The 15,779-nt window shown below is 40.6% G+C and carries 2 protein-coding genes; both read left to right on the forward strand.

Annotated features, from left to right (window positions below):
- Positions 1–1,583 precede the first annotated feature (1,583 nt).
- Positions 1,584–2,465 (forward strand): hypothetical protein, encoded by an 882-nt coding sequence (locus ACQY44_RS03505; protein ID WP_428229028.1) that lies wholly within the window; start codon positions 1,584–1,586, stop codon positions 2,463–2,465.
- 213 nt (positions 2,466–2,678) lie between these two features.
- The gene (locus tag ACQY44_RS03510) at positions 2,679–15,725 is read left to right on the forward strand and encodes a gliding motility-associated C-terminal domain-containing protein (RefSeq protein WP_428229029.1); all 13,047 of its coding nucleotides are present in this window, start codon (positions 2,679–2,681) and stop codon (positions 15,723–15,725) included.
- Positions 15,726–15,779: the final 54 nt, after the last annotated feature.

A 15,779-nucleotide genomic window follows, 5' to 3' on the forward strand; every position in this document is an offset into this window, starting at 1 on the left:
AACTACTTTTCAAAAGCCTTTTGTGTTCATTTGTACAGCTTACTTTATTCATAATATCCATATAAAAAAAACATACTATTACTTCCTGGATGCTAATATGGCATTTTTAATTACATTTTTTGTTGTTTTTTTTGATCTTAAGTTATATACTGAGAAACAAAAAAGAGAATGATATACTAAAAAAACGCAGAAAAAACATGTATTTTAACCGTTAAATTTGATTTTAAACGATCTTTTTATTTTCAGTTGTAATTTTTTACTACATAACTTAAACCCGTGCTACACCTGAGATAAATAGGTTAGACTAGTGTAAAAAAAACTTACCAAAGTATTAAATGTAGGGTTCTACGTGTTTTTTTGTGTAATTTTAACATTTTTTTTAATTGATTAACATAAATTTTTAGTAATTTTATTACAAGAAAAAAAAATATTTTAATATGTAATTAATCACTATCTATTTAATTTTTTTTAGTAATTGTAAAACTTTAAAAGAGTAGTATTTTAAATTTATGAATAATTATAGTATTTTTTTTATAAATAATATTAAAAAGATAACCTTAAGTTTATTTATTATAGAATAAGATTAATAGCCCCCTGTTGATCTGAATTTTATTGAATATTCAAATTGTTTTTTTTATTTTAAAAATATGGTAATTCATGTTTGGAGTCCTATTGTATTAAAACAAACAATTACCGCCTTTGGTTTTTTCTTTTTTGGGTTTGGAATATTTTCTGGCCAACAATAAATCCCATGAATACAGCATAAACATAAGCATTGATAAAAACTAATCACTTTTTATTAATGATCTTTATAGGTTATCATTGTAAAATTCCAAAATCAGGAAAGTTTTTTTTGATTGAAGAATTAACAAAGAATCTATAATTGTTTTAAGGATATAAAAACTAGAAACTAAAATTAAATATCAACCCAAAACCTAAATTTATGGCTAATAACTACACTTCGACAAAAAACATATATGTCATTACAAAATATAAACTATTTTGATCTCGGTTCTAAATTAAGATGATCATGATGATTATTACAATTGAAATTAATCTGGTCTAACTCAACAATCAAACAAATTTTACTCTGTTAAAAAACAAGGATAAATTCCTCAATGGATTGTTTTGTTCTCAAATGTAATAAAAAGTTATTGAATATTTAAGAAAAACATTCTAAAATATCAAAAATGCACTATGGTTTTTTGATGTGAAGAAATGATACTGTAAGATGTAAAAACTAGAAACTAAAATATCAACTAAAAACCTAAATTTATGACTAATAACTACACTTTGGCAAAAAATATATACGTCATTACAAGATATAAACTATTTTAATCTCGCTTCTAATTAAGATGACCATGATGATCAATACAATTGAAATTGATCTGGTCTAACTCAATAATCAAATGCATTTTGCTTTATTTAGAAATAAGGATAAATTCCTCAAGGTTACTCCTTGTCGTAAATTTAAGAAGTAGTTATTTAACTATAAACAAAATAATAAAAAAACACACACTATGAAAACACTATTTTACTTATTAATTTCGGGCCTTTTCTTTGTTAGTACTCTCTCTGCCCAAGTGAAAGTAGGGAACAATCCTACTACTATAAATGCCAACTCCTTATTCGAGCTGGAAGGTATTTCTAAAGGGTTACTTATGCCACGTGTTTCCCTGGTGAGCACAACATCATTTGCGCCATTAACAGCTCATGTTGCAGGAATGACGGTTTATAATATCGCCACAGCTGGAGTTGGAGCTACTGCTGTATCGCCTGGATATTATTACAATAATGGAACTCAATGGTTAAAAACTTTAAGCCAGACAGATATTGCTGCCAATAATGGTTTAACAAGTACTAGTGCAAATATAACGTTAGGAGGAGTATTAATTACACCTACTGTAATAACAACTACGCCTACCAATACATTGGCCATTGCAGGAATTCAGCCTAGTAGCTCAACGACAGATAAAGCACTAGTAGTAGATGCTAATGGAGTTTTAAAAACAACTATTGTTGCAGCACAGGATGACGCAACAAGGTTTTTGGGAGGTACTATTTACGTTAAGTTTAATAATAGTTCTGGAGGTACACTAGCCAGCAGTAGAGTTATTAATGGTAACTATGCAGTTGGGACAAATAATACGAACGTCACACCAAGAGCTGGAGGTATCAATTCTGTAGTAGGTTCAGGATATAGCGTATCTAATCCCGTGGCTGGTATTTTTGATATTAAATTTAATACTCCTTATACTCAAATTTACGGCATCTCTGTAAACATTGTTGATGCCTATACTGGTAGCATAGATGAACCAAATCCGGCAATTGCTGGTAATAGGTTGCTTACTAACGATAATGCCCAGGTGGGATTTCTTAGTAATAGCATCTTGCGTATCAAAACCGGAAATGCTAGTGGTGCTCTTTCCAATCGGCCATTTACATTTTTAGTGACAGGGCAATAGAGGGGTAAATTTGAATATAATATATGTATACATGAAGATAAAGGAATAATTCAATTTTTACTGCTACTTGGAGTGGCATAAACGAGAAGTGGGCAAATATATAGGACTTCCTTTTTTAAGAATAGTAGAAAAATAATTACATGCCAATACCTTAAAAGAATAGTATGAACAAATAAATTACCCTAATTATTTTATAACATTAAAGACAAAGTTATGGTATCAATAATGAATTTTGATAAAAAGCTGATGAGGTATTTACCTCTGTTAGTCTTGCTCCTATGGGGCATGCGGTCTACAGCGCAATCAGGTAGCTTTGGAAATACGTATGTAGCCAACTCGGGCGTAATGGCCATTTTCGGTCAGCATAATTTCCAACCCGGTTACATAGTCACGGCTCGTAACAGTCCACAGGGTTATGTTACCTTTGTGGCCGGCTCAAGCTGGGCAGGAGCAGCAAATACAGCACATGTGAATGGCTATGTTTCCAAACTCGGGAATACGGCATTTACCTTTCCTGTAGGAGATGGCGTAAATTTACGAACCCTCGGAATCTCTGCTCCCACGTCGACAGCGACGCAGTTGGGGGTTGCCTGGTTTACAGGTGATCCAGGTACAGTAACAGACCCTACAGATGGCATCACTCATAATACAGCCACTTTTACGGGTGGAGTTACTGGAGTAAGCAAAGTAGGATTTTGGGATTTGGTTCCTTTCAGTGGTAGCAATACGAACGGTCTTACCATTACAGCATCAATCCCTGATGTAAGTGCGTTTAGTACGACAGCTAATTTAAGGCTGGTAGGATGGAACGGCTCGGCATGGATAGATTTGAGTGGCGGTGCAACAGCTTCAGGCAATACTGCCGGTAGTACCTTAACAGGAACGACACCAGCATCTTCTGCAATTACTGCAATTGGGATTGGAACATTCAACCCACAAACAGATTTGGCAATTACTAAAGTTGCTAGCAATCTGACACCAATAGTAGACTCCAATGTAGTATTTACCTTAGTGGTAAAGAATAATGGTCCTAATAACGCTACTGGTGTTAAGGTAACTGATATGCTTGCTTCGGGCTATACTTATGTGAGTTCTAGCGCAGCTGCAGGAACAAATTATGATTCTGCTACGGGATTATGGACTATTGGTAATCTGGCAAATGCGGCCAGCGTTACGCTTACCGTAACAGCTAAAGTTAATGCCATAGGGGATTATAGCAATACAGCAACGGTTTCAGGAAACGAAAATGATCCTAATCTGACTAATAATTCGGTAACTGTCACTCCAATTCCTAGTGCTTCTACTGATCTCTCGATAGTTAAAACAGTAAGTAATGTCACCCCTACAGTAGGTACTAATGTAGTCTTTACATTGACCGCAACCAATAACGGACCAAGTGAAGGAACCGGAATTAACGTTACTGATTTACTTCCTACAGGTTATACTTTTGTGAGTGCAGCGCCTGCGCTAGGTACAACATATACACCTGGTACAGGCATATGGAGTATAGATAACCTAGCCAATGCAGACAGCAAAACACTGACCATTACTGCAACGGTAAATCCAACAGGAGTTTATGCCAATACGGCAACCATTGCTGGTCTTCAAAATGATCCAACATCGGCTAACAATACTTCTACAGCTATAACAACTCCTGTTCCGGTAACAGATTTGGTGGTTACTAAATTTGTAGACAATGCTACACCTGCTGTAGGCAGTAATGTCACATTTAGCCTGACGGCAACCAATAATGGTCCTAGTCCGGGTACAGGTATCAGAGTACTTGATCAACTCCCAACGGGTTACACCTATGTAAGTTCCGTCCCGTCCGGTACAACAACATATAATGCCATTCTAGGTTCATGGACCATCGGTTCTTTGGCAAGTGGAACTAGTGCTACACTTACAGTTACTGCAAAGGTAAATGCAACAGGAACCTATCTCAATATTGCAACTATAAGCGGTGTAGAAAACGATCCTGTGACTGGTAATAATAGTACTAGTGTTGTCACTACCCCTACCCCTACAACTGATCGTTCGGTAATTAAAACGGTAAACAATGCAACGCCTGCTGTAGGTAGCAACGTGGTATTTACTTTAGTTGCAACCAACAATGGCCCTAGTGCAGGTACAGGAATTGTCGTAACTGATCTCTTACCGTCTGGTTATGCCTATGTAAGCGCAACAGCACCAAATGGCACAAATTACAATCCAACTACTGGTTTATGGACTATAGGAAATTTGGCAAATGGAGGTAGTGCTACTATTAATATCACGGCCACGCTAAATGCAACTGGAGAATATGCAAATACGGCAACTATTACAGGTACAGAAAATGATCCTACTCCAGGTAATGACACTTCTACTTTTGCACCTGTTCCGGTAGCTACCAGTAATTTAAGCATTGTAAAAACAATTGATAATCCAACACCTTATGTTGGTAATAATGTTGTGTTTAACTTAACAGCTACTAATGCAGGACCAAGTGATGCAACTGGTGTTCAAGTTAACGATTTAATAGCTTCTGGTTATACCTTTATTAGCGCTAGTCCATCAATTGGAACTTATAATTCTGGTACAGGTCTATGGACTATTGGTTCGCTTACTAATGGGGAAAATGCAACTTTAGCTATCACAGCTAAGGTAAACTCTACCGGGAATTATAGCAATACAGCCACTATATCGGGTACGCAAAATGATCCAAACTCATCTGATAACGCTTCTAGTGTAACGCCTAAACCAATAGATGTACGACTGGTTAAAACGGGTCCCTCAGATAGTAGTGCAGGTAATACCGTAAATTATACTGTAACAGTAAGTAATAATGGTACAGGAAACGCTTTGGCACAATCTATTATAGATGATGTTCCGGTAGCATTAACTAATGTTAGCTGGACGGCTATAGCACAAGGTGCAGCAGTAATAGCTACAGGTGCAAGTGGCACAGGTAATAATGTTGCTGTAACTGGAGATATTCCTACTGGAGCTGCAAATAGTATTGCAATCAATATTACAGGTACACTTCCTTCTTCCTCTACAGTTACGACACTCGCTAATACCGCTAGTATAAATACACCGGGGAGTCCAGCTATAAACTCTAACACGATAAACACTACTGTTACACAAATAACAAACATTCAAATTCAAAAAAGCGGCCCTCCTGCTTTATTTGCGGGAGAAAGTTATAGTTATACTATTTCAGTAAGTAATTCAGGTCCTTCTGATGCTAATGACGTTGTCATTGTTGATACTATGCCTGTTGGATTTACTGCCACAAACTGGACTGCAACTCCTCAAGGTGCTGCAACAATAAACGGCAATGCATCAGGAACTGGTAACATACAAAACCTTCTTGCAAATATCCCTGCGGGTACTGGAAGTGTTCTGGTAACTGTAGACGGAATTCTTGACGGTGATTATGCAGCAGCTACAATTGCAAATACTGCAACAGCAACCCCACCGGGTGGTACAACAGTGACAAGTACAGCAACCTCAATAGTTTCCAGACAAGCCAATGTAAGAGTAACCAAATCTGGGCCTGCTAATATTGGTGCCGGCGATGCGATTTCTTATACGATCCGTATCGTAAACACTGGGCCTAGTAATGCACCGGGATTGGAAATTAAAGATATCATTCCTGCTGAAATCCTAGGATCTACCTGGACTGCTACAACTACTGGAGGCGCTACCTTAAGCAGTACATCTGGAAGTGGTGATATTAATATAACAGGAAACATTCCTGCTGGAACCGGTGTGGTTAACTTTGTGGTTAACGGAACTGTAGATCCGGCTACTACCGATCCAGAATTCAGTAATACTGCTTCAGCTTTATTCCCTGCTGGTAGTCCTGTAAGTGACCCTAATCCTTCTTCTGCAAGCAGTACAATTAATACTTTGGTAGATAGTACTCAGGATGTTAGGGTGTCTAAAAATGGACCGGCGATCGTAAATATTAACGATCCAATTACATATACCATTGTAGTAACCAATGCAGGTAATCCTGATGTGATTAACGGACTACTTGTTGATAATGTTCCGTCTTCTATAACAGTTACAGGCTGGACAATTACTCCAAATAATGGTGCTGCTATTGATGGCGTTGCAACCCCTCAAACGGGCACATCTCCAAATATTAGTATTTCAGGAATATCTATTCCTGGTCAAAGTACTGTAGCAAATGCCAATTTAACTTTGGTCATAGAAGGTACAGTAAATTCAGGTACACCAACTACATTTACCAACACAGTAAATGTAACTACACCTAATGGTTCACCGGCAAGTTCAGTAACTACTTCGGTTAATCAATCAACAGATTTGTTTGTCCAAAAATCAGGGCCTGCAACTGCAGTTGCAGGTGGACCTATTAATTACACCATTAAAGTGGGGAACAATGGCCCTTTGAATGTAACTGATTTAACAATTCAGGATTTAATCCCTGCCGATGTTCAAAATGTAAACTGGAACGCTGTAGCCAGCGGTTCAGCTTCATTTATTGGTAGCGGTAACGGAACAACAAACTCCATTAATTTAACAGCTGATATTGCATCTGGTACAGCAAATTACATCACTATAAATGTAAGTGGTATAGTAAATGCATCACCAACTGCAAGTGCAATAAATAATAATGTTACAGTAACTTCATCTGCAGCGATTACTGACTATAACCTGACCAATAATGCCAGTTCAGTAACGACTACTATTACAAGTGAGAGCAACTTAACAATTGTAAAAACAGTTGATAATTTGACGCCTGCTGTTGGAAGTACAGTTGTATTTAAACTTACTGCAGCAAACAGCGGACCAAGTAATGGAACAGGTATCAGTGTAACTGATTTACTTCCTGCAGGATATACTTTCCAAAGTTCAACCGCAGGAACAAATTATATACCGGCAACAGGTGTGTGGACAATAAATTCTATATTGGCAAATGCAACTGCATCGATGACAATTACAGCAATAGTTAATGCAAATGGTCCTTATACCAATGCGGCTTCTATAAATGGTACGCAAAATGATCCATCTCCTGCAGATAACAATTCTAGTGTTACACCTCTGCCTTCACCAGTTACAGATCTTTCTCTTGCAAAGACAGTTGATAATTTAACTCCCGCAGTAGGGACAAATGTTGTATTTACTTTGGTAGCAACAAATAATGGTCCTAGCACTGGAACGGGAATATATGTAAATGATATACTGCCTTCCGGGTATACATACATAAGTGCAGTTCCTGCAGCTGGAACTACTTATATCCCATCCACAGGCTTATGGAATATAGGTACACTTTCTAGTGCTGCAAATGCTACCTTGACAATAACTGCTAAAGTCAATGCAAGTGGTAATTATGACAATACAGCAAGTATTAGTGGGAATGAAAATGATCCAACAACTGCCAATAACAGTTCCACAGCTTCCACTTTACCTATAGCAACTACAGATAGATCCGTAGTTAAAACTGTAAATAAATCTAATCCTGCTGTGGGCAGTAATGTAATTTTTACATTGGTAGCAACAAATAATGGTCCAAGTAATGGAACAGCAATTACTGTAACAGATCTTTTACCTGCTGGTTATATCTATGTAAGTTCAACTGAGCCTTCAGCAACAACTTATGATCCTGCTACTGGTATATGGGATATTGGTACAATGGCTAATGGGATAAGTTCAACTATGACAATTACTGCTACTGTAAATGCTACTGGTCCTTATGACAATACAGCAACAATTGCAGGTACAGAAAATGATCCAACACCTGGTAACAACAGTTCTGTATCTACACCAACACCAACTCCTACTACCGATTTGGCCGTACTTAAAACAGTAGATAACTCAAATCCTGCCGTGGGGAGTACTGTTGTATTTACTGTAGCAGCTACCAATAATGGACCAAGTGATGCTACAGGAGTTATAGTAAATGATGCCATACCAACGGGATACACTACGACAGGTGTTACTGTTACAGCAGGTACTGTTGACTTAAATAGTAGTATATGGACTATTGGTAATTTGGCTAACGGCTCTACTGTCTATCTATCTATTACAGCCACAGTGCTTGCGACTGGCAATTATGCCAATACAGCAACCATTAGTGGTAATGAAAATGATCCAAAACCGGATAATGACAGCTCTAGCGCTACGCCAATACCAACACCATCGGCACATTTAAATACGGTTAAAACACTCAAAGATCCAACTCAGAGTACATTTGCTCCTGGACAGGCCGTGGTTTACCTTATTACAGTGACTAACGATGGCCCTAGTGATGCGACTGCTGTAACTATTACAGACAACGCACCTGCTGGAACCACTATAAGCAATTGGACTTCTGTTGCTTCAGCGGGAGTAACGTATCCTAATGCCTCAGGTACTGGGAACTTAAACCAAACGCTGGTAACATTAGTCAACGGGGCAACGGCTACCTATGAGGTAACGGTTCAGACTCCAAGTGACTTCACGGGAGCTTTGGTGAACTCAGTGGCTGCCACAAGTACAACACCGGATCCAGATCCAACGCCTTGTACGACTTGTAGTACGAGTCCATCAACTTCAGCGCCAATGGCACATTTAAATACGGTTAAAACACTAAAAGACCCAACTCAGAGCACATTCGCACCAGGAGAGGCCGTGGTTTACCTTATTACAGTAACCAACGATGGACCTAGTGATGCAGCTGCTGTAAATATAGTAGACAATGCACCTGTAGGAACCACTATAAGCAATTGGACTTCTGTTGCTTCAGCGGGAGTAACGTATCCTAATGCCTCTGGTACGGGAGACTTAAATGAAACCCTTGTTACATTAGCCAACGGAGCAACAGCTAGTTATGAAGTAACGGTTCAAACGCCAAGTGACTTCACGGGAACTTTGGTGAACTCCGTAACTGCCACAAGTACAACCCCGGATCCAGATCCACAGCCTTGTACGACTTGTAGTACCAGTCCATCAACTTCAGCACCATTGGCACATTTAAATACGGTTAAAACACTAAAAGACCCAACCCAGGGCACATTCGCACCAGGACAGGACGTGGTTTACCTTATTACAGTAACCAACGATGGACCTAGTGATGCAGCTGCTGTAAATATAGTAGACAATGCACCTGTAGGAACTACTATAAGCAATTGGACTTCAGTTCCTGCTGCGGGAGTAACGTATCCTAATGCTTCAGGTACAGGAGACTTAAATGAAACCCTTGTTACATTAGCCAACGGGGCAACAGCTACTTATGAAGTAACGGTTCAGACTCCTGGTGACTTTACAGGAACTTTGGTGAACTCAGTGACTGCCACGAGTACAACCTCGGATCCAGATCCACAGCCTTGTACGACTTGTAGTACTAGTCCAACGACTTCAGTACCAATGGCACATTTAAATACGGTTAAAACACTAAAAGACCCAACTCAGAGCACATTTGCTCCTGGACAGGACGTGGTTTACCTTATTAAAGTGACCAATCAGGGACCTAGTGATGCAGCTGCTGTAAATATAGTAGACAATGCACCTGTAGGAACCACTATAAGCAATTGGACTTCTGTTGCTTCAGCGGGAGTAACGTATCCTAATGCTTCAGGTACGGGAGACTTAAATGAAACCCTTGTTACATTAGCCAACGGGGCAACAGCTACCTATGAGGTAACGGTTCAGACTCCTGGTGACTTTACAGGAACTTTGGTGAACTCCGTAACTGCTACAAGTACAACCCCGGATCCAGATCCACAGCCTTGTACGACTTGTAGTGCGAGTCCATCAACTTCAGCGCCATTGGCACATTTAAATACGGTTAAAACACTAAAAGACCCAACTCAGAGCACATTCTCACCAGGACAGGACGTGGTTTACCTTATTAAAGTGACCAATCAGGGACCTAGTGATGCAGCTGCTGTAAATATAGTAGACAATGCACCTGTAGGAACCACTATAAGCAATTGGACTTCAGTTGCTTCTTCGGGAGTAACGTATCCTAATGCTTCAGGTACGGGAGACTTAAATGAAACGCTGGCTACACTAGCCAACGGAGCAACAGCTATTTATGAAGTAACGGTTCAGACTCCTGGTGACTTTACAGGAACTTTGGTGAACTCGGTAACTGCCACCAGTACAACCCCGGATCCAGATCCTCAGCCTTGTACGACTTGTAGCACTAGTCCAACGACTTCAGCGCCAATGGCACATTTAAATACGGTTAAAACACTAAAAGATCCAACTCAGAGCACATTTGCACCAGGAGAGGCCGTGGTTTACCTTATTACAGTAACCAACGATGGACCTAGTGATGCAGATGCTGTAACTATTACAGACAATGCACCTGCTGGAACGACTATAAGCAATTGGACTTCTGTTGCTTCTGCGGGAGTAACGTATCCTAATGCTTCAGGTACGGGAGACTTAAATGAAACCCTTGTTACATTAGCCAACGGGGCAACAGCTACCTATGAGGTAACGGTTCAGACTCCTGGTGACTTTACGGGAACTTTGGTGAACTCCGTAACCGCCGCCAGTACAACCCCGGATCCAGATCCACAGCCTTGTACGACTTGTAGTACGAGTCCAGCCCCTTCAGTACCAATGGCACATTTAAATATAGTTAAAACACTAAAAGATCCAATGCAAACAGCCTTTGCACCAGGAGATGCAGTGGTTTACCTTATAAAAGTGACCAACAACGGTCCTAGTGATGCAGCTGCTGTAAATATAGTAGACAATGCACCTGTAGGAACGACTATAAGTAATTGGACTTCAGTTGCTTCATCGGGAGTAACGTATCCTAATGCTTCAGGTACAGGAGACTTAAATGAAACGCTTGTAACATTAGCCAACGGGGCAACAGCTACTTATGAAGTAACGGTTCAGACTCCTGGTGACTTTACAGGAACTTTGGTGAACTCAGTGACTGCCACGAGTACAACCCCGGATCCAGATCCACAGCCTTGTACGACTTGTAGTACTAGTCCAACGACTTCAGTACCAATGGCACATTTAAATACGGTTAAAACACTAAAAGATCCAACGCAAACATCCTTTGTACCAGGACAGGCCGTGGTTTACCTTATTAAAGTGACCAACAGCGGTCCTAGTGATGCAGCTGCTGTAAGTATTACAGACAATGCACCTGCTGGAACGACTATAAGCAATTGGACTTCTATTGCTTCAGCGGGAGTAACGTATCCTAATGCTTCAGGTACAGGAGACTTAAATGAAACGCTTGTAACATTAGCCAACGGGGCAACAGCTACTTATGAAGTAACGGTTCAGACTCCTGGTGACTTTACAGGAACTTTGGTGAACTCAGTGACTGCCACGAGTACAACCCCGGATCCAGATCCACAGCCTTGTACGACTTGTAGTACTAGTCCAACGACTTCAGTACCAATGGCACATTTAAATACGGTTAAAACACTAAAAGATCCAACGCAAACATCCTTTGTACCAGGACAGGCCGTGGTTTACCTTATTAAAGTGACCAACAGCGGTCCTAGTGATGCAGCTGCTGTAAGTATTACAGACAATGCACCTGCTGGAACGACTATAAGCAATTGGACTTCTATTGCTTCAGCGGGAGTAACGTATCCTAATGCTTCAGGTACAGGAGACTTAAATGAAACCCTTGTTACATTAGCCAACGGGGCAACAGCTACCTATGAAGTAACGGTTCAGACTCCTGGTGACTTTACAGGAACTTTGGTGAACTCGGTAACTGCCACCAGTACAACCCCGGATCCAGATCCTCAGCCTTGTACGACTTGTAGCACTAGTCCAACGACTTCAGCGCCAATGGCACATTTAAATACGGTTAAAACACTAAAAGATCCAACTCAGAGCACATTTGCACCAGGAGAGGCCGTGGTTTACCTTATTACAGTAACCAACGATGGACCTAGTGATGCAGATGCTGTAACTATTACAGACAACGCACCTGTAGGAACGACTATAAGCAATTGGACTTCTGTTGCTTCTGCGGGAGTAACGTATCCTAATGCTTCAGGTACGGGAGACTTAAATGAAACCCTTGTTACATTAGCCAACGGGGCAACAGCTACCTATGAGGTAACGGTTCAGACTCCTGGTGACTTTACGGGAACTTTGGTGAACTCCGTAACCGCCGCCAGTACAACCCCGGATCCAGATCCACAGCCTTGTACGACTTGTAGTACGAGTCCAGCCCCTTCAGTACCAATGGCACATTTAAATATAGTTAAAACACTAAAAGATCCAATGCAAACAGCCTTTGCACCAGGAGATGCAGTGGTTTACCTTATAAAAGTGACCAACAACGGTCCTAGTGATGCAGCTGCTGTAAATATAGTAGACAATGCACCTGTAGGAACGACTATAAGTAATTGGACTTCAGTTGCTTCATCGGGAGTAACGTATCCTAATGCTTCAGGTACAGGAGACTTAAATGAAACGCTTGTAACATTAGCCAACGGGGCAACAGCTACTTATGAAGTAACGGTTCAGACTCCTGGTAACTTTACAGGAACTTTGGTGAACACTGTAACTGCAACAAGTACAACACTGGATCCAAATCCAACGCCTTGTACCACTTGTAGTACTAGTCCAACGACTGCAGCACCATTGGCACATTTAAATACGGTTAAAACACTAAAAGATCCAACGCAAACAGCTTTTGCACCAGGAGATGCCGTGGTTTACCTTATAAAAGTGACCAACAACGGTCCTAGTGATGCAGCTGCTGTAACTATTACAGACAACGCACCTGCTGGAACCACTATAAGCAATTGGACTTCTGTTGCTGCTACGGGAGTAACATATCCTAATGCTTCAGGTACTGGGAACTTAAACCAAACGCTGGCTACATTAGCCAACGGAGCAACGGCTACCTATGAGGTAACGGTTCAGACCCCAGGTGACTTTACAGGAACTTTGGTGAACTCAGTAACTGCCACAAGTACAACACCGGATCCAAATCCAACGCCTTGTACGACTTGTAGCACTAGTCCAGCCCCTTCAGTACCAATGGCACATTTAAATACGGTTAAAACACTAAAAGATCCAACGCAAACAGCTTTTGCACCAGGAGATGCCGTGGTTTACCTTATAAAAGTGACCAACAACGGTCCTAGTGATGCAGCTGCTGTAACTATTACAGATAATGCACCTGCTGGAACCACTATAAGTAATTGGACTTCTGTTGCTTCTACGGGAGTAACATATCCTAATGCTTCAGGTACTGGGAACTTAAATGAAACGCTGGCTACATTAGCCAACGGAGCAACGGCTACCTATGAGGTAACGGTTCAGACTCCAGGTGACTTTACAGGAACTTTGGTGAACACTGTAACTGCCACAAGTACAACACCGGATCCAAATCCAGCGCCTTGTACGACTTGTAGCACTAGTCCAGCCCCTTCAGTACCAATGGCACATTTAAATACGGTTAAAACACTAAAAGATCCAACTCAGAGTACATTTGTTCCTGGACAGGCCGTGGTTTACCTTATTAAAGTGACCAACAACGGTCCTAGTGATGCAGCTGCTGTAACTATTACAGATAATGCACCTGCTGGAACGATTATAAGCAATTGGACTTCTGTTGCTTCTACGGGAGTAGCATATCCTAATGCTTCAGGTACGGGAGACTTAAACGAAACGCTGGCTACATTAGCCAACGGAGCAACAGCTACCTATGAAGTAACGGTTCAGACTCCTGGTGACTTTACAGGAACTTTGGTGAACTCAGTAACTGCAACAAGTACAACACTGGATCCAAATCCAACGCCTTGTACGACTTGTAGTACTAGTCCAACGACTGCAGCACCATTGGCACATTTAAATACGGTTAAAACACTAAAAGATCCAACGCAAACAGCTTTTGCACCAGGAGATGCCGTGGTTTACCTTATTAAAGTGACCAACAACGGTCCTAGTGATGCAGCTGCTGTAACTATTACAGATAATGCACCTGCTGGAACCACTATAAGCAATTGGACTTCTGTTGCTTCTACGGGAGTAACGTATCCTAATGCTTCAGGTACTGGGAACTTAAACGAAACGCTGGCTACATTAGCCAACGGAGCAACGGCTACCTATGAGGTAACAGTTCAGACTCCTGGTAATTTCACAGGAACTTTGGTGAACACTGTAACTGCAACAAGTACAACCCCGGATCCAAATCCAACGCCTTGTACGACTTGTAGCACTAGTCCAGCCCCTTCAGTACCAATGGCACATTTAAATACGGTTAAAACACTAAAAGATCCAACGCAAACAACATTTGCACCAGGAGATGCAGTGGTTTACCTTATTAAAGTGACCAATCAGGGACCTAGTGATGCAGCTGCAGTAAGTATTACAGACAACGCACCTTCAGGAACCACTATAAGCAATTGGACTTCTGTTGCTACTGCGGGAGTAACGTATCCTAATGCCTCAGGTACAGGGAATTTAAATGAAACCCTTGTAACATTAGCCAACGGGGCAACAGCTACCTATGAGGTAACGGTTCAGACTCCTGCTGACTTTACAGGAACTTTGGTGAACTCAGTAACAGCCACAAGTACAACACCGGATCCAAATCCAAGGGCTTGTACCACTTGTTCAAGTAATCCTATTATTGCTGGTCCTAAAGTTGTACCTGGTGCCCACCTTAATACAGTAAAAACACTAAAAGATCCTAGTCAAACAACGTTTGTTCCTGGCGAGGAAGTGATATACCGTATTACAGTAACCAATCAGGGACCTGGAGATGCAGAATCTGTGAACATTATAGACAATGCACCTACTGGAACTACTATAAGCAGCTGGAGTACTGTTGCTTCTTCTGGAGTAACGTATCCTAATGCTTCTGGTATTGGGGACTTAAATGAAACGCTAGCTATACTTGGCAATGGCCTTGTAGCTATCTATGAAGTGACTGTTAAAACACCTATTCTTTTTGCAGGAACAACATTGGTTAATTCGGTTACAACAACTAGTACGACTACAGATCCAAGCCCTGGACCATGTACTACATGTTCAACTAATCCAACTAAAGTAGCGCTTCCGGGTATTTTTATTCCGAATGTTATTACACCTGATGGCGACGGCTTTAATGACAAATTCGTTATTAAAGAATTAGAATATTATCCAGGTTCTCCTCTAATGATTTATAACAGATGGGGTAATCAGGTATATCGTTCTGATAGTTATGACAATAGCTGGAGTGCAACCGGATTAAGCGGAGGAACGTATTACTACATCTTTAAACTCAAAACAACTGAGGGGATTAAAGATTATAACGGATGGATTGAGGTATTGAAATAACATAACAAAAGTGAGCCCCGAAGCACTCGGGGCTCTTATAAAAAAATCATATAT

Origin of the sequence: Flavobacterium sp., from assembly GCF_965277525.1 — a bacterium.
In the GTDB taxonomy this organism is placed as follows: Bacteria; Bacteroidota; Bacteroidia; order Flavobacteriales; family Flavobacteriaceae; genus Flavobacterium.

Excerpts from the sequence above, each read along its gene's own strand:
- ACQY44_RS03510 (WP_428229029.1), top strand. The coding sequence starts at position 2,679 with ATGGTATCAATAATGAATTTTGATAAAAAGCTGATGAGGTATTTACCT.